Source organism: Paraburkholderia sp. CNPSo 3274 (assembly GCF_024206475.1).
Taxonomy (GTDB): domain Bacteria; phylum Pseudomonadota; class Gammaproteobacteria; order Burkholderiales; family Burkholderiaceae; genus Paraburkholderia.
On sequence record NZ_JAMBPR010000016.1, the window covers coordinates 17,488 to 43,419 of the forward strand.

Below are 25,932 nucleotides of genomic sequence, written 5' to 3' on the forward strand. Positions count from 1 at the left end.
AGGCCCCCGTTCAATGCACGCCCATCATGATCAGATGCTCAACGCCGGGACCGAGCGCGAGCGCGGGCACATAGGTGAGCGCGCCGACCAGCAGCACCGTGCCGAGCAGCAGCACGACGAAGAGCGGGCCATGGGTGGGCAGCGTGCCGCCCGTCACTGCAATGCGCTTCTTGCTTGCGAGCGAACCCGCGATGGCGAGCACCGGCACGATGGTGCCGAAGCGGCCGAACCACATGGCAATGGCGAGCAACCAGTTATAGAACGGCGTGTTCACGGTGAGGCCGGCGAACGCGCTGCCGTTGTTGTTGGCGGCCGAGCTGAACGCGTACAGGATCTCGGAGAAGCCATGCGCGCCCGGATTGGCGATACCGGCCTTGCCCGCGTCGGCGAGCACCGCGATCGAGGTGCCGAGCAGCACGAGCAGCGGCGTGAGCAGCACGACGATCGAGACCATCTTCATCTCGAACGACTCGATCTTCTTGCCGACATATTCCGGCGTGCGGCCGATCATGAGCCCGGCCACGAACACTGCGAGCAGCGCGAACACGAGCATGCCGTAGAGACCCGAACCGACACCGCCGAAGATCACCTCGCCGAGCTGGATGAAGAGCATCGGAATGAGACCGCCGAGCGGCGTGAGCGAGTCGTGCGCCGCGTTCACGGCGCCGCACGAAGCCGCCGTGGTCGCGACCACGAAGATGCCCGTTTGTGCGATGCCAAAGCGCGTCTCCTTGCCTTCCATGTTGCCGCCGGCTTGCAGCGCGCTTGCGTGCTGGTCGACGTTGAGCGTCGTGAACATCGGATTGCCCGACTGCTCGGCGGATAGCACGCCGCCCACGGCCACGGCGAACGCAACCGTCATCACCGCGAGCACCGCGACGCCTTGCCTGCGGTCGCCCACCACGTTGCCGAACACGAGACACAGTGCGGCTGGAATGATCAGGATCGACAACATTTCGATGACGTTCGAGACCGGCGTGGGGTTCTCGTACGGATGCGCCGAGTTCGCATTGAAGAAGCCGCCGCCGTTGGTGCCGAGCATCTTGATCGCGACCTGCGAGGCGACCGGGCCCATGGCGAGCGTTTGCGACGTGACCTTCGTGTCCACCGTCTCGGGATTACCCTTCGCGTCCTTCACCGGGTTGCCCTGGGCATCGACCTTCGGCGCCGCATAGGTCGTGGTTTGCAGCACCGGCACGTCCTGATACGCCTTGAAGTTCTGAATCATGCCCTGGCTCATCAGGAGCGCAGCGATGATCGCCGACATCGGCACGAGGATGTAGAACGTCGTGCGCGTGAGGTCGACCCAGAAGTTGCCGATGGTCTGCACCGAGTGGCGCGCAAAGCCGCGAATCAGAGCGATCACGACCACGATGCCCGTCGCCGCCGAAAGGAAGTTCTGCACGGTGAGGCCGAGCATCTGCGTGAGATAGCTCACCGTTTGCTCGGGCGTGTAGTCCTGCCAGTTGGTGTTGGTGACGAAGCTCACGGCCGTGTTGAACGCGCCGTCGACGGTCATCGCGCCGAACTGCTGCGGGTTGCCAGGCAGCCAGCCCTGAATACGCAGCAGCACATAGAGAAAGCCCACGCCGAGCACGTTGAACGAGATGGTGGCGAGCGCATAGCGCTTCCAGTTCATCTCGGCCTGCGGATCGACGCCGGCGATGCGATAGAGCCAGTTTTCGAGCGGCGCAAAGAGCCGCACGACGCGCGAGCGCCCGTCGAGCACGCGCGTCATGTAGCCCGATACAGGCACCGCGAGCGCGAGCAGGATGACGAGGTAAAGCCCCGCCTGGAGCAGCGTGTTGGTGTTCATTCGATATCCTCCGCGCGCAGGAGCGCATGGACGAGATAAACGAACAGCAACAGCGTTGCCGCCCCCGATAGCCAAAAGATCCAGGTCATGGGCGCACCCCCTTCGCACCTTGATCGCGACGGTACTGCATGAGCTTCTCGCAGCCCGCGATCAACGCGTATGTGAGCGCGGCGAAAACCACCAGCCCCCCGATATACAGCACATCCATTGTCGTGTTCTCCATTCGCGGATGACGGATGGCTGAAAGTTACCCGCTACCGCATTAAATCCGGATCAAAGCTTTTGGCGCGCGTATAAAAAACGCGTAAACGCGAGCCAGAACACGGGCCGGGGAGGAAAGAAAAAAGGCGCGCAACACTGGCGTTGCGCGCCTTTTGGGTCTCCATGACGGAGTCAAGGAACGTAAAGGTCGAATCAATGCGCCAGCGCCGAAGGCATGCCCCGTGCGGCGCGGCGGTGCATCAATTTTTATCTCATGGGATCAGCACCGTCGAACCCGTGGTCTTGCGCGCTTCGAGATCGGCATGAGCCTGCCCGACGTCCTCGAGCGCATAGCGCTGGTTGATCGACGTCCTGACCTTGCCCGAAGACACCACGTCGAACAACTCGGCGGCCATCGCCTCGTAGTCGGCGCGCTTCGCCATATACGTGAAGAGCGTCGGGCGCGTGAAGAAGAGCGAGCCGCGCCCGGCGAACTCCGACGAATCGATCGGCGGCAGCGGCCCCGAAGCATTGCCGAAGCTCACGAACATGCCGAGCGGCGCAAGACAGTCGAGCGATTTCGTGTAGGTATCCTTGCCGATCGAGTCGTACACCACGGGCACGCCCGCACCGTTCGTGATCTCGCGCACGCGCGCCGTGAAGTCCTCGCGCGTGTAGACGATCGGATGATCGCAGCCGTGCGCCTTCGCAATCGCGGCCTTCTCGTCCGAGCCCACGGTGCCGATCACGGTCGCGCCCAGCGCCTTCGCCCACTGGCACACGAGCAGGCCCACGCCGCCCGCCGCCGCCTGGATGAGGATCGTGTCGCCAGCCTTCACGCGATACGTGCGGCGCAGCAGGTATTGCGCCGTGAGGCCCTGCAGCATGATCGAAGCGGCCGCTTCGTCGCTGATCGCGTCCGGCAGCTTGATCACCTGGTCGGCGCGCAGCACGCGCTCCTGCGCATAGGCACCCGGCGGACGCGCGACATAAGCCACGCGGTCGCCCACTTTCAGCGCGCTCACGCCCTTGCCGACTGCGGTCACCTCGCCGGCCGCCTCCATGCCGAGCCCGGCGGGCAGCGGCTGCGGATAAAGCCCGGTGCGGAAATACACGTCGATGTAGTTGAGGCCGCACGCGCTCTGGCGCAAACGCACCTCGCCCTCGCCCGGTTCGCCCACGTCGACCCCCACCCACTTCATCACTTCGGGGCCACCGGTTTTGTCGTATCGGATTGCCTTGGTCATCACGTCTCCTTGGTGTTGTCCTGGCTGGTTTCCTGAAATCGGGCTACGAAGCGCGCACTTCCCGCACACTGCACGCGCTTCAGACCACGTTCTTCTGACGCAGCGTGAGCACGTCGAGGAGCATGCGCGCCGTCGAGATGTTCGTGGCGCACGGCACGTCGTGCACGTCGCATGCGCGCACGAGCGCGTTGATGTCGGGTTCGTGCGGCTGCGGGGTCATCGGGTCGCGCAGGAAGATCACGATGTCGACGTTGCCTTCCGCGAGCCGCGCGCCGATCTGCAGGTCGCCGCCGTGCGGGCCCGAGAGCATGCGCTCGACGTTCATGCCCGTCGCGGCCTCGATGCGCGAGCCGGTCGTGCCGGTCGCGATGATCTCGCAGTGACGCAGCGTATCGACGTATTCGCTCGCCAGCTTGACGATGTCATCCTTCTTGTGGTCGTGCGCTATCAGTGCGACGCGGGTTGGCATGGCCTAAGTCTCCTTGAGATGTGGTTGACGTGCGTAATAGTCGTGATGCGTGTCGTGATGCGGCGCCAGGGGCGCCGCGGCTGGCCAGCGCTGACTCGATATCAATAGGTGCCCGGATAAGCCCCGCCGTCGATCAGCCAGTTCTGCCCGGTGATATAGCCCGCGTGCACGCTGCACAGGAACGCGCAGGCGCGGCCGAATTCTTCGGACGTACCGAAACGTCCGGCCGGAATTGCCTTCATGCGGCGCGCGCGCGCTTCTTCTTCCGAAATCTGGCTCGCCTTCGCCTGCGCGACGATGGTGGCCTGGATGCGGTCGGTGTCGAACGCGCCCGGTAGCAGGTTGTTGATCGTGACGCCCGTGGCCGCGACCTGGCGCGCCACGCCCGCGACGAAGCCCGTGAGGCCCGAGCGTGCGCCGTTCGAGAGGCCGAGCACGTCGATTGGCGCCTTCACCGAGGAGCTCGTGATGTTGACGATGCGCCCGTAGCCGCGCGCGATCATGTCGTCGATGGTGGACTGGATCAGCGCGATCGGCGTGAGCATGTTCGCTTCGAGCGCCGCGATCCACGCCTCGTGGGTGTACTTGCGGAAGTCGCCCGGCGGCGGGCCGCCCGCATTGTTCACCAGAATGTCCGGCGACGGGCACGCCGCGAGCGCGGCGGCGCGGCCCGCTTCGGTCGTGATGTCGCAGGCCACCGCCTTGACGTCCACGCCCGTGCTCTTGCGGATATGCGCGGCGGTTTCCTCCAGCGTCTGCGCGGTGCGCGCGACGATCGTCACGTTGACGCCTTCGGCGGCGAGCGCCTCGGCGCAGCCGCGCCCCAGTCCCTTGCTGGCCGCGCACACCAGCGCGTTGCGTCCTGCGATGCCCATGTCCATCGTTTTCGTGTCCTTTTTGCGTGGATGACCGTCGTATGACAGGGCGGACACGGCCAGGCCTTGCGCCGCACCGCCCTGCGACCTTTTTGGGATTCTAGAAGAATCGGGCGCGGCGCGTGGAAGGCCGATGGCGCGAGGCCCGGCAACCGGTCCGCGAAGTGGTGTCGCAACGCGCCATGCGCGCGCCGGTGCGCGCGTGCTTACCGTATACTGGCGCCTGTAGCGCGGCCCGGCGCCCTCGCAAGCATTGAGCGCTTGCCGCGCGCGGCGGGCCGTGTTCGCCGCAACCGCGCAACCCGGGCGTGCGCTTCGGGTTCGCGCGGCAGCGGCACGACCGATTCTCCGATTCCCTTGCAGCCTTGTGCGCCCCGCCATGAAACAGGACAGCCGTTTCCCGAATCTCTTCATCCTCGATCACCCGCTGATCCAGCACAAGCTCACGCATATGCGCGACAAGGACACGTCCACGCGCACGTTCCGCGAGCTGCTGCGCGAGATCACACTGCTGATGGGCTATGAAATCACGCGCGACCTGCCGGTCGCGTCGCGCCGCGTGCAGACACCGCTCGTCGAAATCGACGCGCCTGTGATCGCGGGCAAGAAGCTCGCCATCGTGCCGGTGCTGCGCGCGGGCGTGGGCATGTCCGACGGCCTGCTCGAGCTGGTGCCCTCCGCGCGCGTTGGCCATATCGGCGTGTATCGTGCCGACGACCATCGCCCGGTCGAGTATCTCGTGCGCCTGCCCGACCTCGAGGACCGCACCTTCATCCTGTGCGATCCGATGGTCGCGACGGGCTACTCGGCGGCGCACGCCATCGACGTGCTCAAGCTCCGCGGCGTGCCCGGCGAGCGCATCCTGTTCCTCGCGCTGGTGGCCGCGCCCGAAGGCGTGGACGTGTTCCAGAAGGCGCACCCGGACGTGAAGCTCTACGTGGCTTCGCTGGATTCGCATCTGAACGAGCACGCCTACATCATTCCGGGCCTGGGCGACGCCGGCGACCGGCTCTTCGGCACGAAGAACTAAAAGCTGCACCACCGTTGTCTGGGGGCGGCCGGGAAGACTAGCCGCCCTCGCCACCTTCGCGGGTTTGCGCGGGCGCACCCGATCCCGCCCCCTTAGCAGCCTCTGCGGCCGGCATGACCGGCCATCGTCTGGCGTTGCGGCACGTAGTTTCGTCAGATAGGCAGGCGAAGCCGGACGGTCCCGGCGTGATAAAATTCAGATCCACCTGAACGGGCGCTGCGTCCAGTCCTGCCGGCACATCGTGCTGCGCGGGCGTTACGCGCGAGGCCAAGCGCAGAATCACGCGCGCCGCGCGAACGACGCACGACGGCCGCGCCCGGGAACATCGCAACGACAACAGCACATTGCACACTGCACGCGCATGGCGCGTGAGACGGAGAAAGGTATGGCGGGTCATTCGAAATGGGCCAACATCAAGCACAAGAAGGCTGCTGCTGACGCGAAGCGCGGCAAGGTCTGGACGCGGCTCATCAAGGAAATCCAGGTCGCGGCGCGCATGGGCGGCGGCGACATCGACTCGAACCCGCGCCTGCGTCTGGCTGTGGACAAGGCGTACGACGCCAACATGCCCAAGGACAACATCAACCGCGCCATCCAGCGCGGTGTGGGCGGCGTGGACGGCGCGAACTACGAGGAAATCCGCTACGAAGGCTACGGCATCGGCGGCGCGGCCGTCATCGTCGACACGATGACCGACAACCGCACCCGCACGGTCGCGGAAGTGCGCCACGCGTTCTCGAAGTTCGGCGGCAACATGGGCACGGACGGCTCGGTCGCGTTCATGTTCGATCACGTCGGCCAGTTCGTGTTCGCGCCGGGCACGCCCGAAGACGAACTCATGAACGCCGCGCTCGAAGCGGGCGCCGACGACGTCGTGACGAACGACGACGGCTCGATCGAAGTGGTCTGCCCGCCGTTCGACTTCACGAAGGTCAAGACCGCGCTCGAAGCCGCGGGCTTCAAGGCCGAAATGGCCGAAGTCACCATGAAGCCGCAGAACGAGGTCGAATTCACGGGCGACGACGCCGTGAAGATGCAAAAGCTGCTCGACGCTCTCGAAAACCTGGACGATGTCCAGGACGTGTACACCAACGCGTCGATCGCCGAGGAATAAGGCGTCGGCCCGGGAGGCCGCGTCGAGGTCTGTTTTGGCCCCGCCTCCTGCTTGCGATTTTCACGGCCGGCGCACTGTGCGCCGGCCGCAACTGTTTCTGGTCTTGGTCTTTCGGGGATTCTCATGAAGTTACTCGTCGTCGGTTCTGGCGGCCGCGAACATGCGCTGGCGTGGAAGCTCGCGCAGGCGCCGCGCGTGCAGCTCGTCTACGTCGCACCCGGTAACGGCGGCACCGCGCAGGACGAGCGGCTTGCCAACGTCGACATCACGGATATCCACGAGCTCGCCGATTTCGCCGAGCGCGAAGGCGTCGCCCTGACGGTGGTCGGTCCGGAAGCGCCGCTCGCGGCCGGCATCGTCAACGTGTTTCGCCAGCGCGGCCTGAAGGTGTTCGGCCCGTCGAAGGAAGCCGCGCAGCTCGAAAGCTCGAAGGACTTCGCCAAGGCGTTCATGAAGCGCCACAACATCCCGACCGCCGCCTACGAGACCTTCTCGGACGCCACGGCAGCGCACGCCTACGTCGAAAAGAACGGCGCGCCCATCGTCATCAAGGCCGACGGCCTTGCTGCCGGCAAGGGCGTGGTCGTGGCGATGTCGCTGGAAGAAGCGCATCAGGCCATCGACATGATGCTCGCCGACAACAAGCTCGGCGACGCCGGCGCGCGCGTGGTGATCGAGGAATTCCTCGCAGGCGAGGAAGCGAGCTTCATCGTCATGGTGGACGGCAAGCACGTGCTCGCGCTCGCCTCGAGCCAGGACCACAAGCGCCTGCAAGACGGCGACCAGGGCCCGAACACGGGCGGCATGGGCGCCTACTCGCCCGCGCCGATCGTCACGCCGCAGTTGCACGCACGCGTGATGCGCGAAATCATCCTGCCAACCGTGGCGGGCATGGAGAAGGAAGGCATCCGCTACACGGGCTTCCTCTACGCCGGTCTGATGATCGACGCGCAGGGCAACCCGAAGACGCTCGAATTCAACTGCCGCATGGGCGACCCCGAAACGCAGCCGATTATGGCGCGCCTGAAGGGCGACTTCTCGAAGGTCGTGGAGCACGCCATCGCCGGCACGCTCAACCAGGTCGAGCTCGAATGGGACCGCCGCACGGCGCTTGGCGTCGTGCTCGCCGCACACAACTATCCGGAAACGCCGCGCAAGGGCGACCGCATCAGCGACATCCCCGCCGAAGCCGCCGATTCGGTCACGTTCCACGCGGGCACGCAGATGGTGGACGGCAAACTCTTGACCTCGGGCGGCCGCGTGCTGTGCGTGGTGGGTCTCGCCGATTCGGTGCGCAGCGCGCAGAACGTCGCGTACGAGACCGTGAACCGCATCTCGTTCGACGGCATGCAGTATCGCAACGATATTGGCTATCGCGCCGCGGGGCGCAAGCCGTAAGCGCAGCGCTTTCCTGGGGCCGCCCGCTTCGATGCGGCCCCAGAGGAAGCGAACGGCCATGCGAGAGCCACCTGGTTGCATGCCGTGGCCGAAGCGCAACGGCGCTCTCACGGCTTCTTCATCTGGCCGCTTACGCGCGCCACCAAGCCGTCCACCGCGAGCCAACCGGCGCAGCCGCCGTTGGCGCCGGATGTCGCGTCAATCGGCGCTACACTGCCGCTGTCAGGCCGCCCCGAGCGGTCTGTCCGAATAACCCGACGAAGAACCCGATTCCAGCGCCGGCGCGCTGCCGTCCCCATTTGATCGATGACCGACACCCCTAACAGCGCCTCCCCCGACAGCGCCGCCGTCCGCGCCTGGCTGGCCAGCCTGCAGACGCAGATCGCCGACACGCTCGGCGCCTTCGACGGCAAGGCGTTCGCCACCGACAACTGGCAACGCGGGCCCGGCGAGAAGCTGCGTGGCGGCGGTTGCACGCGCATCATCGAAGGCGGCGAGTTCTTCGAGCGCGGGGGCATCGGCTTTTCCGACGTTTCCGGCGACGCCTTGCCGCCCTCGGCAACGGCAGCGCGCCCCGAACTCAACGGCCGCGGCTTCGAGGCGATGGGCGTTTCGCTCGTGCTGCATCCGCGCAATCCGTATTGCCCGACCGTGCACATGAACGTGCGCATGCTGCTCGCCACCAAGGCGGGCGAGGCGCCCGTGTTCTGGTTCGGCGGCGGCATGGACCTCACGCCCTATTACGGCTTCGAGGAAGACGCGCAGCATTTTCATGGCGCGTGCCGCGACGCGCTCGCGCCCTATGGCGCGGACCTGTACCCGCGCTTCAAGCGCTGGTGCGACGAGTACTTTTTCCTCAAGCACCGCAACGAAGCGCGCGGCGTGGGCGGTATTTTCTTCGACGATTACGCCACTGGCGGCTTCGACGAGGCGTTCGCGATGCTCAAGAGCGTGGGCGACGGTTTCCTGAAGGCGTATCTGCCGATCATCGAAAAACGCCGCGCGACGCCCTACGGCGAAGCCGAACGCGAATTCCAGGCGTACCGGCGCGGTCGCTACGTCGAATTCAATCTGGTCTGCGACCGCGGCACGCATTTCGGCCTGCAAAGCGGCGGCCGCACGGAATCGATCCTCATGTCGATGCCGCCGGGCGCAACCTGGCGCTACGACTGGCAGCCGCAGCCCGGCACGCCGGAAGCGCGCCTCTACAGCGATTTCCTGCCCGTGCGCGACTGGATCTGACGCCGTGACGCAAGCTTTCACCGTCCCGCCCAACGCGCTCGAACGGCGCGTCGGACTGCTCGGCGGCACGTTCGATCCGATCCACGAGGGCCACCTCGCGCTCGCGCGCCATTTTGCGCGTGTACTGGGCCTGAACGAGCTGATCCTGCTACCCGCCGGGCAACCGTGGCAGAAGCCGGGCGTTACCGCGGCGCAGCATCGGCTCGCCATGACGCGTGCCGCCGCTGCCTCGCTCGCGCTGCCGGGCGTGACGGTGACGGTGGACGCCGACGAAATCGAGCACAACGGCCCGACCTACACGGTCGAAACGTTGCGCCGCTGGCGCGCGAGGCGCGACGTCAACGGCAGCGAGAGCAACGCGAAAGCGGCGCTCACGCTGCTAATGGGCGCCGATCAACTGTTGCACCTCGATTCGTGGCACGAATGGCGCGAGCTTTTCGCGCTTGCGCATCTGGGCGTGGCAAGTCGCCCGGGCTTCGGCTTTGACCAGGACTTCGCGGCGCTGCCGCCCGAGGTCGCACGCGAAGCCGCCGCGCGCCGCGCAAGCGCCGCAGCGCTTGCGACCACGCCGCACGGCCACTTGCTGGTCGACGAAACGCTCGCGCTCGACGTTTCGGCGACCGAAATCCGGCGCGACCTGCCGGCCTGCGTGGCAAGCGGGCAACGTCGCGGGACCGCCGCCGACAAGCTTCCCGCGGCCGTGTGGGACTATATCCTTCAACATCATCTCTTTCAGCATCACGGGTAACTATGGACATCCGCAAACTTCAACGCGCCATCGTCGACGGTCTCGAAGACGTCAAGGCACAAGACATCCGCGTCTTCAACACGAGCCATCTGACCGAGCTATTCGACCGCGTGGTCGTTGCGAGCGGCACCTCGAACCGCCAGACCAAGGCGCTCGCCAACAGCGTGCGCGAGAAGGTCAAGGAAGCCGGCGGCGACATTATCAGCACGGAAGGCGAGGACATCGGCGAATGGGTGCTCGTGGATTGCGGCGACGCGGTCGTCCACATCCTCCAGCCCGCGCTGCGCCAGTACTACAACCTCGAGGAAATCTGGGGCGACAAGCCGGTGCGCGTGAAGCTCGCGGCCAAGACGGGCTTCATGGGCGCGCGCCCGAGCGAGCCGATGGACGACGAGGACGAAGACGAAGACGAGGAAGCCGCGCCGGCCGTGAAGAAGCCCGCGCGCAAGACCGCTGCGCGTAAAACCGCGAAGTAAGCGCAGCGCTTGCGAACGACAATCGTCCCTCACGATGAAACTGCATATCGTCGCCGTCGGTCACAAGATGCCGGACTGGATCGCCGAGGGCTTCGAGGAATATACGAAGCGCATGCCGCAGGAGCTGCGCATCGAGCTGCGCGAGGTGAAGCCCGAGCAGCGTTCGTCGGGCCGCTCCGCCGAGAGTGTCATGGCGGCCGAGCGCACGCGCATCGAAACCGCGCTGCCCAAGAATGCGCGCATCGTTGCACTCGACGAACGCGGCCGCGACTGGACCACGATGCAGCTCGCCAAGGCGCTGCCGCTCTGGCAGCAGGACGGCCGCGACGTGGCGTTCCTGATCGGCGGCGCGGACGGCCTCGACCCCGAACTCAAGTCGCGCGCCGACACGCTCTTGCGCCTGTCCTCGCTTACGCTGCCGCATGCAATGGTGCGCGTGCTGCTCGCCGAGCAGCTTTACCGCGCCTGGACCATCACACAGAATCACCCCTATCATCGCGTGTGATGCAGGTTTAAAGCGCGCCCGGACCGGCAGGCGCGCACGTCAACCCGAAGTCCGTAACGACAAAGACGCTCCGATGCCCACCAACGCGCCCTATCCGTTCGTCTATCTCGCCTCGCAAAGCCCGCGCCGCCAGGAGCTGCTGCAACAGCTCGGCGTGCGCTTCGAGCTGCTGCTGCCGCGCCCCGACGAAGACGCTGAAGCGCTCGAAACCGCGCTGCCCGGCGAGCAAGCCGCTGTCTATGTCGAGCGCGTGTGCGCCGCGAAGGCCGACGCCGCCCGCGCGCGCCTCGTCGCGGGCGCGCACAGGCACGCGCCGATTCTCACCGCCGACACCACGGTCTCCATCGACGGCCACATTCTCGGCAAGCCGCACGATGCAGCCGAAGCCTATGCGATGCTCGAGCGCCTCGCCGGACGCGAGCACGAAGTGCTCACGGCGGTGGCCGTCGTCAACGCCGAAGGGGTCTGTCTGCCCGTCGCGGTCTCGCGTTCGCACGTGCGTTTTGCCCCTGCGATGCCTGCCGCGATCGCGCGTTACGTGGCGAGCGGTGAGCCGTTCGGCAAGGCCGGCGCATACGGCATACAGGGCCGCGCGGCGGAATTCGTCGAGCGAATCGACGGGTCCTATTCGGGTATCATGGGTTTGCCACTATTCGAAACGGCCGCCCTCCTGCGCGCCGCGGGCATCGACTTCTAGAACAAATCATGAACGAAGAAATCCTGATCAACGTCACGCCCCAGGAGACGCGCGTCGCATTGGTCCAGCAAGGCGCAGTACAGGAGCTTCACGTCGAGCGCACGCTGTCGCGCGGGCGCGTCGGCAACGTCTATCTCGGCAAGGTCGTGCGCGTGCTGCCGGGCATGCAGTCCGCGTTCATCGACATTGGTCTCGAGCGCGCCGCGTTCCTCCATGTGGCCGATATCTGGCATCCGCGCATTGCTGGCGAAGCGCATGCGCCTGTCCATCATCAGCCCATTGAAAAGATCGTGTTCGAAGGGCAAACCCTCATGGTGCAGGTCGTGAAGGATCCGATCGGCACGAAGGGCGCGCGGCTTTCCACGCAGGTGAGCATTGCGGGGCGCACGCTGGTCTATTTGCCGCAGGAACCGCACATCGGCATCTCGCAGAAGATCGAGAGCGAGGCCGAGCGCGAAGCGGTGCGCGCGCGCCTCACGGCCGTGCTGCCAGCCGACGAAAAAGGCGGCTATATCGTGCGCACGATCGCCGAAGACGCCACGAGCGAAGAGCTTGCAGCGGACGTCGCGTATCTGCGCAAAACGTGGGCAACGATAGTCGCCCAGGCGCAGCGCGTGCCCGCCACGAGCCTGCTTTATCAAGACCTGAATCTCTCGCAGCGGGTGCTGCGCGACTTCGTCAACGACGAGACTTCGCGCATTCAGGTCGATTCGCGCGAAACGTTCCAGAAGCTCACCGAGTTCGCCTCCGAATTCACGCCCGCCGTGCTGCCGAAGCTGCATCACTACTCGGGCGAGCGGCCGCTCTTCGATCTCTACAACATCGAGGCCGAAATCCAGCGCGCGCTCTCGCGCCGCGTGGACCTCAAGTCGGGCGGCTATCTCGTGATCGACCAGACCGAGGCGATGACGACCATCGACGTGAACACGGGCGGCTACGTCGGCGCGCGCAACTTCGACGACACGATCTTCAAGACGAATCTCGAAGCGGCGCATACGATCGCGCGGCAATTGCGTCTGCGCAACCTGGGCGGCGTGATCATCATCGATTTCATCGACATGGAGAACGTCGAGCATCGCGACCAGGTACTCGGCGAGCTGAAGAAGGCACTTTCGCGCGACCGCACGCGCGTGACCGTGAATGGCTTCTCGCAGCTGGGGCTCGTGGAAATGACGCGCAAGCGCACGCGCGAATCGCTTGCGCATGTGCTGTGCGAGCCTTGCCCGATTTGCCTCGGCAAGGGCCAGGTGAAGACCGCGCGCACCGTCTGCTATGACGTCCTGCGCGAAATTCTGCGCGAGTCGCGGCAGTTCAATCCGCGCGAGTTTCGCGTGGTCGCTTCGCAGCAGGTCATCGACCTCTTTCTCGAGGAAGAGTCGCAGCATCTCGCCATGTTGATCGACTTCATCGGCAAGCCGGTTTCGTTGCAGGTCGAGTCGAATTTGAGTCAGGAACAGTACGACATCGTGCTCATGTAGCGCGACGCCGTTGCAGGCATCACCGGAGCATCGCAGTTGAATCACCAGCGCGTCACCATTGAACAGATCGGCGAATTCGACGAGATCGTCGACGTACGAACGCCGCTCGAATTCGCCGAAGACCACGTTCCCGGCGCGATCAACGCGCCCGTGCTCAGCAACGAGGAGCGCGTGATCGTCGGGACGATGTACAAGGACTCGCCCTTCGAGGCGACGCGTGTGGGCGCGGCCATGGTGGCGCGCAATATCGCCATGCATCTCGACACGCTGTTCGCCGACCGTCCACGCAATTGGCGCCCGCTCATCTACTGCTGGCGCGGCGGCAAGCGTTCCGGCTCGATGACGGCCTGGTTCAACATGATCGGCTGGCGCGCGCGTCAACTGGATGGCGGCTACAAGGCCTATCGGCACACGGTCGTTCAGGCGCTTGGCACGTTGCCCGAAGGGTTCCGCTATATCGTGCTGGCCGGGCCGACCGGGAGCGGCAAGACGCGCCTGTTAAAGGCGCTGGGACGAGCCGACGCGCAGATGCTCGATCTCGAAGGGCTCGCTGCGCATCGCGGTTCGTTGCTGGGCGCGCTGCCGATGCGAGCGCAGCCGTCGCAGAAGTCGTTCGACACGGCGCTCGTGCAGACGCTGCGCGGCTTCGACGCCACGCGCCCCGTGTTTGTCGAGGCCGAGAGCCGGCGCATCGGCATCATCACGCTGCCGCCCGCGCTCGTAGAACGTCTGCACGGCGCGCCTTGTGTCGTACTCGATGTCGCGCGCAAAGAACGTATCGACTTGCTGCTCGAGGAGTACGGACATTTGTTCGACGACCGTACGTATTTCCGCGAGCAACTGAACAAACTCACGCCGCTGCACGGGCGCGAGCGTATCGAATCGTGGTGCAAGCTGCTCGACGAAGATCGAAGGGCCGAGCTTTACGAGACGCTTGTCGCACAGCACTACGATCCCGCCTACACGCGCAGCACGCGACGCAACTTCGCGAAGCTCGAAAAATCGCTGCACTTCGCATTCCAGCCGATGACGGGCGACACGCTCGCGCAAGCCCGCACGCTGCTCGCGCTGCTGGAGGAAACGTCGTACGCCGCAGAACCTGCGGGCAGCGAAGCCGAAGCGCCTCGCGCCGTCTGACGTATCCCCTTCCCCTTCGCGCACTTCACAAAAAGCACGCGCGCCGCGATGCCTTAGCGCGAGTACATCGCGTTCCAGTCTTCAGGCGACACCGTGGCGCGGCCGCCCGATTGCGAGGCGTTGGCCACGCCGCCGTAGCTGCTGTTTGCACCATTCAACGCCGCGACCTTCGCCTGGGCGGCCTGGATCGCTTCCGGATAGTGGGCGTTGTCGCCATCGCCAACGCGGTAGCCCGCCTGCTGGAGCTGCACGAGTTCGGCGCGCACCTGGGCGCGGGTGATGGTCGAGTGCGACTGCGCGAACGAAGCGGTGGGAAGAGCGGCAGCGGCAAGAGCGGCGGCGACGGCAACGGCTTGAATCAGGGACTTCATGGAAACGACCTCCAGTTGGATCAGGCGGTCGACGTGCGACGGTATGTGCATGCGACCGATGTACGCATCGTATGCTCACGATTGACTAGGGTTAACCCCTGGAATCCTGAGGCACTGTTCCAATTCGAGGCAAAGTCCGCGCGATCCGGCGCCGAAGGGCGCCGTCGGCGTTTGCGCGCTTACTGGCGCGGCGTGGCGTTTTGAGTCAACGAGGCGGTGTGCTGAAGTTGCGCGGGCAAATCGGGCTCCCACGCTTCGAGATCCTGAGTCGGGTAAAGGCCGAACGCATACATCACCCGCTTGAGACGGCTCACGAGGTTGGGCCGCGGCACGTTGGGAAGCGTGCCCGACGCGGCGTCGGCCGTGCGGGCCATGTAGTTGTACTTGAAATCGCGCTGCGTCACGCCCCACTTCATGAGAAATTCGCGGCCGCCGCGATTGCGGCGAATGCGTCCCGTCGTACGGCAGCCGAAATGGTAGATACGGCTCGCGCCTACCGAGCGGAACGTGCGGCAGCCGACCAGCCAGAGCTTCATCAGAAAGTCGTCGTCGCTGCTCATGCCCGGCCCGAATTCGATGCTATAGCCACCCACGCGCAGCCAAAGCTCGCGGCTCACGAGGGTCGGCTGCAGCGCGATGCCGTTGCGGTCGGCCGTGTTCATCTTCGCGGCGAATTCGAGCAGCCCCGCCTCGTTGAAGTCGGCAGGACCCGTGCCGAAGTGTGCGACCGTCACGAGGCGGTTGCCGGTGTCGGTCGGCTCGATGATCTGCGAGGCGAGATAGGCAGGCGCCTCGCCGATGTCGCGTAACGCATCGACGAAGGCCGAATCCCAACCGGGCGTGCAGAACATGTCGTCGTTCATGAACAGGATCCACTCGCTCGTGGCGAGCCGCGCCACGTCGTTCACGGCGAGGCATACGCCCACGTTCCCCTTGCTCCACGTATGGCGGATGCCCTGTTCGCGGACCCAGTCGAGCGTGCCGTCGCTGCCGTCGTTGACGTGCACGAGAATCTCGTGCTCGAACGAAGAATGGCGCCGGATGCTGTCGACGCACATCTTGAGGTACGGCAGGTTATTCCAGGTCGGAATCAGAATGCTGAACATGAAGATTTGCCCTAGAAAGGGTCAGATTTGACATCCGTGCGCTCCGTGATCGCCGCGAGAACGCGGGCATGGATGCATAGAAATGGGTTCTCTCATAACGTCCTGACTACGCGGCTTTTTGGGTGCGAAGCATGACGAGAAACGCGATATTGTACGCATACATTCTTCTTACCCGAACCTGCCGCGGAAGTTCGTATCCCGCGGTGCCCGCCAATGCCGCCATCCCTAATTATCCATGCGCCGCGCCAGCCAGCGCCATGCGATAATGAGCGGTTATCTTGAACAAGAACTGGGCCGTGTTTCAGCAGATCAACTCAAACACTTCGTGGGTTTCGCCGGCAAGCTGGCTCGATCGCGCCGTTGCGCGGTCCTGCATGATCCCCTATCAGGGCGTGCCTTACGAACCGGAGCCGTTTCTTCGCAGCACCAGCCGCCTCAAGATCGCGAAGAAATACCTGCACAAGCAGTTTCTTCTGAAGGCGCACGGCCAGATGCGCCTCGAACAGGCACATCTGGACCCTTCGCAGCGAATCCTGTGGGTCTACGCCAAACGCAACTTCGGCGACGCGACGATGGACATGGCCGGCCGCGCGCTGCTCAAGGGCCTCGGCATGCGCATCGATCTGCTCGCGCTGCCGTCGCTGGTGCCGCTTTTCAGCGAAGACGACGTGTTCGGCAAGGTCTACGGTGACCCGGGCGAGGTCGATGCGAACCGCTACGACGCGATCCTGCTCTCCGAGTACAACCTGCCCTCGATTCGCATCAAGACCCGGCACTTCGCGAAGCTGCCGTACGCGGGCCTCTTCCGCTACTTCAACGGCCCCGACCGTAACCAGACCTGCTTCAGCTTCGCGAGCGTCAACGACGTGTTCTCGCTCGGCCACAACGCCGACACGCTCGCCGCGATCAGCAAACCCTATCTCACCAGCAAGCCGGAAACGCGCGAGTCGGTGCGCGGCCTCTTGCCTGCGCGTCCGTTCATCGCGATCGCGGCGGGTGGCGTGGACCCCGATCGCACCTATAACCGCTGGTCCGAAGTCATCGAATTGTTGAGCAAGTACGACAACGCGAGCGCCGCGAAGGAAATCGTCGTGCTCGGCTCGGACAACGGCACGCAAATCGCGGAGCAGTTGTGCGCGAGCGCGCCCGCCAACGTGCGCATCCGCTCGCTGACCGGCAAGCTCGCATTCCTTCAGGCACGCGAGATCGTTGCGCATGCCGAGCTGTTCGTGGGCGCAGACGGCGGCCTGATGCACGTCGCCCACACCACCGAAACGCCAAGCGTCTCGCTGTTCAGGCATCAAGAGCCGCCCTCGCTGCGCTTGACCAAAGCCTGCCGATCCATCGGCCTGCAGGGCAGCGGCAACGTGGACACCCTCCCGCCCGCGCAAGTCGTTGGCGCGGTACTGCGCCAACTCGCCGTTCGCGCACCCGCGGGAGCGCCCGCCGCCGCCTGATCACCCCAAACGTAGCGGCTTAGGCCGCGCTCTGCTGATACTGGATCTTGTGCAGGTGCGCGTACATCCCGCCCTTCACGAGCAGTTCCTGGTGCGTGCCGGATTCGACGATGTGGCCGCCATCCATCACGAGGATGCGGTTCGCGCGCTCGATCGTCGACAGGCGGTGCGCGATCACGAGCGTCGTGCGCCCGCGCATCAGCGTTTCCAGCGCCGCCTGCACGTGGCGCTCCGACTCCGAATCGAGAGCCGACGTCGCCTCGTCGAGAATCAGGATCGGCGCATCCTTGTAGATCGCACGGGCGATAGCCAGGCGCTGGCGCTGGCCACCCGAGAACTTCATGCCGTTGTCGCCGATCAGCGTGTCCATGCCTTCGGGCAGCGCCGAGATCGTCTCCCACAGGTTCGCGGCGCGCAGCGCGCGCTCCACGCGCTCGCGGTCGGCCGTCTGGCCATAGGCGACGTTGTTCGCGACCGTGTCGTTGAAGAGCACCACGTCCTGGCTCACCATCGCGATCTGGTTGCGCAGCGCATGCACGTCGTAATCGGCAATCGATACGCCGTCGACCATCACCTGGCCGCCGCTCGGATCGAAAAAGCGCGGCAACAGATTCACGAGCGTGGTCTTGCCGCTGCCCGACGGGCCAGCGAGCGCGACCATTTCGCCGGGATTGATGCGGAACGACACATGGTCGAGCGTCACGCGGTGGCTCGCCCCATAGGCAAACGACACGTCGCGGAACTCCACCTCGCCGCGCGCGCGTTCGAGCGGCACGCCGCCGCCCGCGGGCTCGGGCGGCTCGTCGATCAGCCCGAAGATCAGCTCGGCCGCGGTCATGCCGCGTTGCAGCGGCTGATTCACGTCGATCAGGTGCTTGAGCGGCGAGATCACGAGCAGCATCGACGTGACGAACGCCACGAAGCCGCCAACTGTCGTCTGGTCGTTCGAGGCCTGCACGACCGCAATGGTGATGACGATCGCCAGCGCGATCGAAGCGAGGAACTGCGTGAGCGGCTGCGCGAGCCCGCCAGACACCGTCATGCGCATCTGGTAGCCGCGCAGGCGGCGGCTCATTTCGCCGAAGCGGTCCTTTTCGTAGTGCTCGCCGTTGTGAACCTTGACGACCTTGTAGCCGCCTACCGTCTCCTCGACGATATAGGACAGGTCGTTCGTGAGCATCTGATGCTCGCGGTTCAGCCGGCGCAGACGCCGGTTGATCTTGCTGACGAGCCAGCCGATAGCCGGCAGCAGCACTGCGACGATCAACGTGAGCCGCCAGTTCAGATAGAACAGGTAGCCGAGCAGGAAGACCACCGTGAGCGAGTCGCGCACGAGCGTGACCAGCACGCCGAGCAGCACGCCGAGAATCTGGTTGACCTCGAACACGATCGCGTTGATGACCGTACTCGCGGTTTCGCGCTGAAAGAAGCCGACGCTCGCGTGAATCATGCGCTCGAACATCTTGAGCCGCAGCGCGAGCAGCACGCGGTTCGACACGTACTGCAGCAAGTAACCGGACGCGTACTGCGCGAGGCCGCGCACGAGCGCCAGCCCGATGACGGCGGTGGGCACCAGCCACTTCGCTTTCGCATCGCCGCGCGTGCCGAAGCCGTGATCGAGCAGCGGCTTGAGCAGCGCGGGAATGCCGGCTTCGGTGGCGGCCACCACGGCCATCGCGAGCACGCCTGCGAGGAGCACCCACATAAGCGGCTTCACATACGGCCACAGCCGCCGGCCAATCACGACCGGCGACGACTTGGTGTCGGAGCCGATCGGCTTGCTCAAGGTTGATCTCTCGCCCAAAATTTCCTCGAAAAAAATGCGGGTAATCTGCCCGCCCCCCGGCAAACAGGTACGCCATTGTAAACGTTCGGCCCAGGAGGCGATGTATCCGCCCGGCCGGGGTCGGCGCCGGAGCGGTTTCGTAGCCCCCGACGTTTTTGTATATACTCAGCGATCCGGCTTCGGGGCACGAACGCGCGCGCAGCAAGACGCAGCAGGCGTCGGCGCGAAGTTCTCTCCGAACGCGAGGCCAGCTCCAGCCGGCCTCACCACTTCTTCACCTTCTTCCAGCCATCGCGAGCCAGCGCCGATGAACGACAGCGCCAAACCCGATGCGATCAGTGTCATCGTCATCGTCAAAAACGAAGCACACGATATTCGGGACTGCCTTGCTTCCGTGCACGGCTGGGTCGACGAAATCGTCGTGCTCGATTCGGGCAGTACGGACGGCACTCAGGCCATCTGCCGCGAGTTCGGCGCGACGGTCGTCGAAACCGACTGGCCCGGTTTCGGCCCGCAAAAGCAGCGCGCGCTCGACGCGGCCCGCGGCCCGTGGATTCTCTCGCTCGACGCCGACGAACGCGTCTCCCCCCTGCTTCGCGACGAGATTCTCGCAAGCGTGAAGACGAACGGCGCCGACCTGTTCCGCGTGCCTCGCCAATCGAATTACTGCGGCAAGTGGATCCGCCATTCCGGCTGGTCACCCGACTATGTGACGCGGCTCTTTCGCCGCGACGCGGCGCGCTTCTCGAACGATCTCGTGCACGAACGCGTGATCGCCGCGCCCGAGGCGCGCGTCGGCACGCTCGCTCAGGCGCTGATTCACTACAGCTTCCGCGACTTCTCCGAAGTGCTCGGCAAAATCGACAGCTATTCGACCTACGGCGCGACCCAGGGCGCGGCACGCGGCAAGCGCGGCGGCCTGCGCAAGGCGGTGCTGCACGGCTTCTGGTCTTTTGTGCGCAGCTGGATCATTCAGCGCGGCTTTCTCGACGGCAAAATGGGCTTCGTGCTGGCGATCTCCAACGCCGAAGGCACCTACTACCGCTACCTGAAGCTCATGCTCCTCGAGACACAGCAGTCCGCCGCGGCAAAAGCCCGCGACGCCGCACCGGAGAGCCGATGAACGCGCGTCGCGACATGCTGGTTTCGGTGATCGTCAGCACCTATAACCGGCCCGATGCGCTCGAACGGGTACTGGCCAGCTTGTGCGCCCAGTCCGACACGCACTACGAAATCATCGTCGCCGACGACGGCTCGGCCAATGCGACCCGCGAAACCGTGGAGCGCTGCGCGGCGTCGAGTCCGGTGCGCATGGAGCATGTGTGGCACCCGGACGATGGCTTTCGCCTCGCCGAGATCCGCAACAAAGGCATCGTCCAGGCCCGCGGCGATTACCTGATCTTTCTCGACGGCGACTGCGTAGCGCAGCACGATTTCGTTGCGCGCCATCGGCAGCTCGCAAGCGAGCACGCCGTCATCACCGGCAGCCGCATCCTGCTCGACGAAACGCTCACACAGCAGGCGATCGCACAGACGACTCCACTTGCGGACAAAGGCTTCGGCTTCTGGGTGCAACAACGCCTGTCTGGCCACGTCAACAAGATCGCGCCCCTCTTCATCAAGCTGCCGGATCGCAAGTGGCGCGTGATCGAGCAGTTCAAGTGGCGCGGTATCAAGGGCTGCAACATGAGCGCCTGGCGCAGCGACATCGAGCGCGTGAACGGCTTCGACACCAGCTTCACCGGCTGGGGGCACGAGGACGCCGATTTCGTGGCCCGGCTCGCCAATTGCGGCGTGCACCGCAAGCTCGGCGCCTATGCCACGGAAATTTTCCACCTGTGGCACCGCGAGCAACCGCGCGCGCAGGCAAGCTCCAACGAGGAACGGGTCAAGGTGCGGATCGCGGACGGTACCGTGCGCGCCGAACGCGGTCTGGCCGAACTCGCGAGCTAAACGCGCGTATCGCCGAACGACGGCACGGGATGGCGCGGCGTGCCGTGGTATGGCAGCGCGAAAACTGCCATGCCGCCTGCCGCCGGATCCCGTCAGTACACGATCTCGATTTCGCTGCCAGCGAACTCGCCACGCAGCGCGGCGAGCAGATCGTCGGTGGGCTTGACTCGCCAGGCGTCGCCCAGACGCACTTCGCCCTCCGCCCGATCGTTGCGATAAGCGATCTGCACCGCGAGCCCGTTCGGAATGACCGCTTGCGCGCGCTCGCCGCGATCGCGCCCGAAGCCGCCGCGGCCGCGCGTTTCCGTGGCAGGCGCCGGAAGCGAGTCGTCGGGCTTCGCGCGATACGCTTCGAGCACCGTGCGCAGCGCGCCGGCATTGGCATTGCCGTTCATCTGCAGCTTCACGGCTTGCGCGTAGCGGCTACGCGCGCGCTCCAGGTCCATCACGGTATCCACGGTGAAGCGAATGCCGCCCGTGAACGCGTCATTGCGCGCCCCGCCCTGCACGACGAGTAGCTCGTCTTCCTTGAAGAGCGCCTTGTGCGCCTCGAACTGCTCGTTGAACACCGTCACTTCGCACTGGCCGGTGCCGTCGTCGAGCAGCGCGATCAGCATCTTGCCGCGCTGGGTCATTTGCGTGCGCAACGAAGCGATCACGCCCGCGATCAGCTTGTCGCGCCCTTCCTTCAGCTCGCCGATCTTTTGGCGCACGAAGCGGCGCACTTCGTCCTTGTAGGCGTCGAAAAGGTGGCCCGAGAGGTAGAAACCCAGCGCTGCTTTCTCTTCCTGGAGCTTGCGCTTCTCGCCCCACGCCGGCTCGTCCACCAGTTCGTGCGCGGCGAGCGGTGCGTCACCCATGTCGAAGAGGCCGGCCTGCATGGCGTTGGCGCTCGCCTGGTCGGCGGCTTCCATCGCCATCGGCACGGACGCGAGCAACTGTGCGCGGTTCGCGTGAATCGTGTCGAACGCGCCAGCACGGATCATCGCTTCGATGGTGCGGCGATTCACGAGACGACGGTCGATTCGCTCGCAGAAGTCGAACAGGTCCTTGAACGGACCGCCCTCTTCACGCGCGCGCAAAATTTCTTCGATGGCGTTCTGGCCGCTGCCCTTGATCGCGCCGAGACCGTAGCGGATCGTGCGCGAGCGCTTGCCTTCGGCCACGCTGGCGTCGGCCACCGGCTCGAAGCGGTACGCCGAGGCATTCACGTCCGGCGGCAGCACGACCATCTTGTTGGTCAGGCAATCCTCGAAGAGGATCTTCACCTTGTCGGTGTCGTCCATGGCGAGCGACATATTCGCCGCCATGAATTCCGCCGGATGGTGCGCCTTGAGCCACGCCGTGTGATAAGCGAGGAGCGCGTAAGCGGCGGCGTGCGACTTGTTGAAGCCGTAGCCCGCGAACTTCTCCATCAAGTCGAAGGTCTCGTCCGCCTTCTCGCGCGTCAGGCCATTCTTCGCCGCGCCTTCCGCGAAGATCTCGCGGTGCTGGGCCATTTCCTCGGGCTTCTTCTTGCCCATCGCGCGACGCAGCAAGTCCGCGCCGCCGAGCGAGTAGCCGCCGATGATCTGCGCCATCTGCATCACCTGCTCCTGGTAGACCATGATGCCGTAGGTCTCTTTCAGAACAGGTTCGACACGCGGATCGGGATACTCCACCACTTCGCGACCGTGCTTACGCGCGCAGAAGCTCGGGATCAAGTCCATCGGGCCCGGACGATACAAGGCGACGAGCGCGATGATGTCCTCGAAGCGGTCGGGCTGCGCGTCCTTCAGCATGCCCTGCATGCCGCGGCTTTCCAGCTGGAACACGGCAACCGTATTCGCTTTCTTGAGGATCTGGAACGACGGTGCGTCGTCGAGCGGCACCTGGGCGAGCGACCAGTCTTTCTTCGACGGATCGAGCATGCGGATATAGCGCTCGGCCCAGTCGAGAATCGTGAGCGTGGTCAGACCCAGAAAGTCGAACTTCACGAGGCCGACGGCTTCCACGTCGTCCTTGTCGTACTGGCTCACGACGCCGCTTTCGTCGCCCTGCGTGTAGAGCGGGCAGAAGTCGGTGAGCTTGCCCGGTGCAATCAGCACGCCGCCCGCGTGCATGCCCACGTTACGCGTGAGACCTTCCACGAGCTGCGCGAGGTCGAGCAGCTGGTGCACTTCGTCTTCGTTGTCGTAGCGCTCCTGCAGGAGCGGCTCTTCCTTCATCGCGTCGGCGATGGTGACATGCTTGCCCGGCTTGAACGGAATCAGCTTGGCGACGCCGTCGGTGAAGTTGTAGCCGAGATCGAGCACGCGGCCGATGTCGCGCACCGCGGCCTTCGCGGCCATGGTGCCGAAGGTGGCGATCTGCGACACCGCGTCGGCGCCGTACTTCTCCTTCACGTACTGAATGACGCGGTCGCGCCCGTGCTGGCAGAAGTCGATGTCGAAGTCGGGCATCGACACGCGTTCCGGATTCAGGAAGCGCTCGAACAGCAGGTTGTAGCGCAGCGGGTCGAGATCGGTAATGCCGAGCGCGTATGCGACGAGCGAGCCCGCGCCCGAACCCCGGCCCGGCCCCACCGGCACGCCGTTATTCTTCGCCCAGTTGATGAAGTCCGCAACGATCAGGAAGTAGCCTGGGAAGCCCATCTTGATGATGGTCCCGCACTCGAATTCGAGCCGCTCGTTATAGCGCGCGCGCTCCTGCTCGCGTTCGGCTTCGTCCGGATACAGCTGCACGAGGCGCTTTTCGAGACCTTCTCTCGAAAGCTGCACGAGATAGTCGTCGAGCGAGAGGCCGTCGGGCGTCGGGAACAGCGGCAGCTTCGGCTTGCCGAGTTCGAGCGTGAGATTGCAGCGCCTGGCGATTTCGATGGTGTTCGCGATTGCCGAAGGAATGTCCGCGAAAAGCGCGGCCATTTCGTCCTGCGTGCGAAAACGCTGATCGGTCGTGAAGCGCTTCTGGCGGCGCGGATTCGCGAGCATGTCGCCTTCCGAGATGCACACGCGCGCTTCGTGCGCGGTGTATTCCTCGTCGGTCATGAACTGCATGGGGTGCGTGGCGACCACCGGCAGCTTCAGTTGCGACGCGAGCGCCACCGCCTGCTCGACATACTGCTCGCCGCCGGGCTGGCCGCAGCGCTGCAGCTCGATGTAATACGCGTTCGGGAACAGCTTCGCCCAGCGCTGCGCATGGCGCTTCGCGCTTTCCGTATTGCCCGCTGCGAGCGCGAGACCCACGTCGCCCTGTTGCGCACCCGAGATGGCGAGCAGGCCCTCGGCCAGCCCTTCTTCGAGCCACGCAACGTCGACTTCCGCGCGGCCGCGATACTGGTTCGTGAGCCACGCTTTGGAAAGCAGCTCGCACAGATTCAGGTAGCCACGCTTGTTCTTCACCAGCAGCAGAAGGCGCGACGGCTTGTCGCGGTCGTCGGGATTGGTGATCCAGACGTCGCAGCCGGCAATGGGTTTGACCCCTTTGCCGCGGGCTTCGGTGTAGAAACGGACAAGGCCGAATGCGTTGCCGAGGTCGGTGAGCGCGAGGGCGCCCTGGCCGTCCTTGGCTGCCGCCTTGACGAGGTCGTCGAGGCGCACGATGCCGTCGGCAATCGAGAATTCGGAGTGGACGCGGAGATGGACAAAGCGGGGATCTGACATGGCCGTCATTGTACCTTCAGGGGCACGCGATTTTCGGCGCTCGCTCGCATGCGCACGGGACGTTGGCCGGGGCGGCCCAACCGCTCTGGCCAGGACCTTGCGCGGGCGCAGGGCCGACGCACGGCGTGTCGACTACGCCGCAGGCGCCGCGAGGCGCGATTGAGGGATAATAGCGGATTGCGCCCGCCGCGCGCCCTGCCCCAATTCCCGTTTTCCTGGGGCCCGCAGTTCACAGGTAGCACGCGCGCCCGGCTCCGGTTTCACGCGCTTTTTTATGGCGCCTTTCCAGTTGCACCATGCGTATCCTCAATCTCTCCGCTTATCAGTTCGCCACGCTCGACAAGACCGCCGAGTGGCGTCCGCTCGTGCTCGAACGCTGCAAATCGCTCGATTTGCGGGGCACGATCCTGCTCGCGCCGGAAGGCATCAACCTCTTCGTTGCCGGCGATGAAAGCAACGTGCGCGCCTTCATGGACTACATCAACCACGATCCGCTCTTCGAGGGCAAGTTCGCGACGCTGCGGTTCAAGGAAAGTCTCTCCGAAACGCGGCCCTTCAACCGCATGCTCGTGCGCCTGAAGCGCGAGATCATCACGATGAAGAAGCCCGCGATCCGCCCCGAGGAAGGCCGCGCGCCTTTCGTGGCGCCTGTCGTGCTTAAGCAATGGCTCGACCGCGGCTTCGACGACGAAGGCCGCCCCGTCGTCATGCTCGACACGCGCAACGCGTTCGAAATCGATGTCGGCACGTTCGACAAGGCGCTCGACTACCGCATCGACAAGTTCAGCGAATTCCCCGGCGCGATCGAGGCGAACCGCGCCGACCTCGAAGGCAAGACGGTCGTGTCGTTCTGCACGGGCGGCATTCGCTGCGAAAAGGCCGCCATCCACATGAAGGAAGTGGGCATCGAGCACGTGTACCAGCTCGAAGGCGGCATTCTCAAGTACTTTGAGGAAGTGGGCGGCGCGCATTACAACGGCGACTGCTTCGTGTTCGACCAGCGCACCGCGCTCAATCCGCAGCTCGAACCGACGGACACCGCGCAGTGCTTCGCGTGCCGCGCCGTCGTGACGCCGCAAGAGCAGGCTTCGCCGCTCTATGTCGCGGGCAAGAGCTGCCCGGCGTGCCATCCGGAGCGCGTGAGCGCAACGGATGCAGCGGCTCAGGCTGCCGCTTAAGCCGCGC

General features: G+C 65.1%; 24 protein-coding genes. 14 read left to right on the forward strand and 10 right to left on the reverse strand.

The annotated features are described in order from the left end of the window. Window positions 1–10 precede the first annotated feature (10 nt). The 6 genes from kdpA to M3I54_RS13210 form a co-directional block, all read right to left on the reverse strand. Entirely contained in the window at window positions 11–1,816 is a 1,806-nt protein-coding gene (gene kdpA, locus M3I54_RS13185; RefSeq protein ID WP_254336493.1) for a potassium-transporting ATPase subunit KdpA, read from the reverse strand. Continuing rightward, window positions 1,813–1,905: a K(+)-transporting ATPase subunit F gene (gene kdpF, locus M3I54_RS13190; protein ID WP_027819619.1), complete on the reverse strand. Its 93-nt coding sequence runs from the start codon at window positions 1,903–1,905 to the stop codon at window positions 1,813–1,815. Before kdpF ends, kdpA begins: the two co-directional genes overlap by 4 nt. Further along, window positions 1,902–2,024: a potassium ABC transporter ATPase gene (locus M3I54_RS13195; RefSeq protein WP_069265305.1), complete on the reverse strand. Its 123-nt coding sequence runs from the start codon at window positions 2,022–2,024 to the stop codon at window positions 1,902–1,904. The genes kdpF and M3I54_RS13195 overlap by 4 nt, the downstream gene beginning before the upstream one ends. Before the next feature lie 265 nt (window positions 2,025–2,289). After that, entirely contained in the window at window positions 2,290–3,264 is a 975-nt protein-coding gene (locus M3I54_RS13200) for a quinone oxidoreductase (protein WP_254336495.1), read from the reverse strand. Between the two features lie 79 nt (window positions 3,265–3,343). Continuing rightward, window positions 3,344–3,733 (reverse strand): methylglyoxal synthase, encoded by a 390-nt coding sequence (locus M3I54_RS13205; protein WP_254336497.1) that lies wholly within the window; start codon window positions 3,731–3,733, stop codon window positions 3,344–3,346. 101 nt (window positions 3,734–3,834) lie between these two features. Beyond that, window positions 3,835–4,614 (reverse strand): SDR family oxidoreductase, encoded by a 780-nt coding sequence (locus tag M3I54_RS13210; protein ID WP_254336499.1) that lies wholly within the window; start codon window positions 4,612–4,614, stop codon window positions 3,835–3,837. A 373-nt stretch (window positions 4,615–4,987) separates the two neighbouring features. Here M3I54_RS13210 and upp point away from each other — a divergent pair, with 373 nt between their 5' ends. From upp to mnmH, 10 genes are all read left to right on the forward strand, one after another. Then, window positions 4,988–5,638, forward strand: coding sequence for a uracil phosphoribosyltransferase (gene upp / locus M3I54_RS13215; RefSeq protein ID WP_254336501.1), 651 nt, complete (start codon window positions 4,988–4,990; stop codon window positions 5,636–5,638). Between the two features lie 385 nt (window positions 5,639–6,023). After that, on the forward strand, window positions 6,024–6,752 hold the full coding sequence (locus tag M3I54_RS13220) for a YebC/PmpR family DNA-binding transcriptional regulator (RefSeq protein WP_028205715.1): 729 nt from the start codon (window positions 6,024–6,026) through the stop codon (window positions 6,750–6,752). Between the two features lie 123 nt (window positions 6,753–6,875). After that, on the forward strand, window positions 6,876–8,150 hold the full coding sequence (gene purD, locus M3I54_RS13225; RefSeq protein ID WP_254336504.1) for a phosphoribosylamine--glycine ligase: 1,275 nt from the start codon (window positions 6,876–6,878) through the stop codon (window positions 8,148–8,150). Window positions 8,151–8,456: 306 nt separating this feature from the next. Beyond that, on the forward strand, window positions 8,457–9,392 hold the full coding sequence (gene hemF, locus M3I54_RS13230; RefSeq protein WP_254336506.1) for an oxygen-dependent coproporphyrinogen oxidase: 936 nt from the start codon (window positions 8,457–8,459) through the stop codon (window positions 9,390–9,392). A gap of 4 nt (window positions 9,393–9,396) precedes the next feature. Next, window positions 9,397–10,140 (forward strand): nicotinate-nucleotide adenylyltransferase, encoded by a 744-nt coding sequence (locus M3I54_RS13235; RefSeq protein WP_254336508.1) that lies wholly within the window; start codon window positions 9,397–9,399, stop codon window positions 10,138–10,140. A 2-nt stretch (window positions 10,141–10,142) separates the two neighbouring features. Continuing rightward, window positions 10,143–10,616, forward strand: coding sequence for a ribosome silencing factor (gene rsfS / locus M3I54_RS13240; RefSeq protein ID WP_254336510.1), 474 nt, complete (start codon window positions 10,143–10,145; stop codon window positions 10,614–10,616). Between the two features lie 34 nt (window positions 10,617–10,650). Continuing rightward, complete coding sequence (gene rlmH / locus M3I54_RS13245; RefSeq protein WP_254336512.1) at window positions 10,651–11,121, forward strand: 23S rRNA (pseudouridine(1915)-N(3))-methyltransferase RlmH; 471 nt, start codon at window positions 10,651–10,653, stop codon at window positions 11,119–11,121. 73 nt (window positions 11,122–11,194) lie between these two features. After that, a complete protein-coding gene (locus tag M3I54_RS13250; RefSeq protein ID WP_254336513.1) occupies window positions 11,195–11,818 on the forward strand; it encodes a nucleoside triphosphate pyrophosphatase in 624 nt (207 codons plus the stop codon). An 8-nt stretch (window positions 11,819–11,826) separates the two neighbouring features. Continuing rightward, complete coding sequence (gene rng / locus M3I54_RS13255; RefSeq protein WP_254336515.1) at window positions 11,827–13,296, forward strand: ribonuclease G; 1,470 nt, start codon at window positions 11,827–11,829, stop codon at window positions 13,294–13,296. Between the two features lie 36 nt (window positions 13,297–13,332). After that, the gene (mnmH, locus tag M3I54_RS13260) at window positions 13,333–14,433 is read left to right on the forward strand and encodes a tRNA 2-selenouridine(34) synthase MnmH (protein WP_254336517.1); all 1,101 of its coding nucleotides are present in this window, start codon (window positions 13,333–13,335) and stop codon (window positions 14,431–14,433) included. Between the two features lie 53 nt (window positions 14,434–14,486). On the opposite strand, the gene M3I54_RS13265 is transcribed toward mnmH, so the two are convergent. Next, window positions 14,487–14,804, reverse strand: a complete 318-nt coding sequence (locus M3I54_RS13265; protein WP_254336519.1) for a DUF4148 domain-containing protein — start codon at window positions 14,802–14,804, stop codon at window positions 14,487–14,489. A gap of 179 nt (window positions 14,805–14,983) precedes the next feature. After that, a complete protein-coding gene (locus M3I54_RS13270) occupies window positions 14,984–15,910 on the reverse strand; it encodes a glycosyltransferase family 2 protein (RefSeq protein WP_254336521.1) in 927 nt (308 codons plus the stop codon). A 278-nt stretch (window positions 15,911–16,188) separates the two neighbouring features. On the opposite strand from M3I54_RS13270, the gene M3I54_RS13275 reads away from it, so the two are divergent. Then, the gene (locus tag M3I54_RS13275; protein ID WP_254336523.1) at window positions 16,189–17,367 is read left to right on the forward strand and encodes a glycosyltransferase family 9 protein; all 1,179 of its coding nucleotides are present in this window, start codon (window positions 16,189–16,191) and stop codon (window positions 17,365–17,367) included. Between the two features lie 19 nt (window positions 17,368–17,386). Here the strand turns inward: M3I54_RS13275 and msbA are convergent, their stop codons facing one another. After that, a complete protein-coding gene (gene msbA, locus M3I54_RS13280) occupies window positions 17,387–19,171 on the reverse strand; it encodes a lipid A export permease/ATP-binding protein MsbA (protein ID WP_254336525.1) in 1,785 nt (594 codons plus the stop codon). Between msbA and M3I54_RS13285 the strand changes: the two genes are divergently transcribed. Further along, entirely contained in the window at window positions 19,128–20,276 is a 1,149-nt protein-coding gene (locus tag M3I54_RS13285) for a glycosyltransferase family 2 protein (RefSeq protein ID WP_309249605.1), read from the forward strand. The two genes, msbA and M3I54_RS13285, sit on opposite strands and share 44 nt — an antisense overlap. Next, window positions 20,273–21,106, forward strand: a complete 834-nt coding sequence (locus M3I54_RS13290; protein WP_254336527.1) for a glycosyltransferase family 2 protein — start codon at window positions 20,273–20,275, stop codon at window positions 21,104–21,106. Before M3I54_RS13285 ends, M3I54_RS13290 begins: the two co-directional genes overlap by 4 nt. Before the next feature lie 92 nt (window positions 21,107–21,198). Here the strand turns inward: M3I54_RS13290 and dnaE are convergent, their stop codons facing one another. Beyond that, entirely contained in the window at window positions 21,199–24,756 is a 3,558-nt protein-coding gene (dnaE, locus tag M3I54_RS13295) for a DNA polymerase III subunit alpha (RefSeq protein ID WP_254336529.1), read from the reverse strand. 287 nt (window positions 24,757–25,043) lie between these two features. Here dnaE and M3I54_RS13300 point away from each other — a divergent pair, with 287 nt between their 5' ends. Beyond that, a complete protein-coding gene (locus M3I54_RS13300; RefSeq protein WP_254336531.1) occupies window positions 25,044–25,925 on the forward strand; it encodes a sulfurtransferase in 882 nt (293 codons plus the stop codon). Window positions 25,926–25,932 lie beyond the last annotated feature (7 nt).

Excerpts from the sequence above, each read along its gene's own strand:
- M3I54_RS13205 (WP_254336497.1), bottom strand. The coding sequence starts at position 3,733 with ATGCCAACCCGCGTCGCACTGATAGCGCACGACCACAAGAAGGATGAC.
- M3I54_RS13250 (WP_254336513.1), top strand. The coding sequence starts at position 11,195 with ATGCCCACCAACGCGCCCTATCCGTTCGTCTATCTCGCCTCGCAAAGC.
- M3I54_RS13265 (WP_254336519.1), bottom strand. The coding sequence starts at position 14,804 with ATGAAGTCCCTGATTCAAGCCGTTGCCGTCGCCGCCGCTCTTGCCGCT.
- purD (WP_254336504.1), top strand. The coding sequence starts at position 6,876 with ATGAAGTTACTCGTCGTCGGTTCTGGCGGCCGCGAACATGCGCTGGCG.
- rng (WP_254336515.1), top strand. The coding sequence starts at position 11,827 with ATGAACGAAGAAATCCTGATCAACGTCACGCCCCAGGAGACGCGCGTC.
- M3I54_RS13270 (WP_254336521.1), bottom strand. The coding sequence starts at position 15,910 with ATGTTCAGCATTCTGATTCCGACCTGGAATAACCTGCCGTACCTCAAG.
- dnaE (WP_254336529.1), bottom strand. The coding sequence starts at position 24,756 with ATGACGGCCATGTCAGATCCCCGCTTTGTCCATCTCCGCGTCCACTCC.
- M3I54_RS13220 (WP_028205715.1), top strand. The coding sequence starts at position 6,024 with ATGGCGGGTCATTCGAAATGGGCCAACATCAAGCACAAGAAGGCTGCT.
- rlmH (WP_254336512.1), top strand. The coding sequence starts at position 10,651 with ATGAAACTGCATATCGTCGCCGTCGGTCACAAGATGCCGGACTGGATC.
- kdpA (WP_254336493.1), bottom strand. The coding sequence starts at position 1,816 with ATGAACACCAACACGCTGCTCCAGGCGGGGCTTTACCTCGTCATCCTG.
- hemF (WP_254336506.1), top strand. The coding sequence starts at position 8,457 with ATGACCGACACCCCTAACAGCGCCTCCCCCGACAGCGCCGCCGTCCGC.
- M3I54_RS13195 (WP_069265305.1), bottom strand. The coding sequence starts at position 2,024 with ATGGATGTGCTGTATATCGGGGGGCTGGTGGTTTTCGCCGCGCTCACA.
- upp (WP_254336501.1), top strand. The coding sequence starts at position 4,988 with ATGAAACAGGACAGCCGTTTCCCGAATCTCTTCATCCTCGATCACCCG.
- M3I54_RS13210 (WP_254336499.1), bottom strand. The coding sequence starts at position 4,614 with ATGGACATGGGCATCGCAGGACGCAACGCGCTGGTGTGCGCGGCCAGC.
- kdpF (WP_027819619.1), bottom strand. The coding sequence starts at position 1,905 with ATGACCTGGATCTTTTGGCTATCGGGGGCGGCAACGCTGTTGCTGTTC.
- rsfS (WP_254336510.1), top strand. The coding sequence starts at position 10,143 with ATGGACATCCGCAAACTTCAACGCGCCATCGTCGACGGTCTCGAAGAC.
- M3I54_RS13300 (WP_254336531.1), top strand. The coding sequence starts at position 25,044 with ATGCGTATCCTCAATCTCTCCGCTTATCAGTTCGCCACGCTCGACAAG.
- M3I54_RS13200 (WP_254336495.1), bottom strand. The coding sequence starts at position 3,264 with ATGACCAAGGCAATCCGATACGACAAAACCGGTGGCCCCGAAGTGATG.
- M3I54_RS13290 (WP_254336527.1), top strand. The coding sequence starts at position 20,273 with ATGAACGCGCGTCGCGACATGCTGGTTTCGGTGATCGTCAGCACCTAT.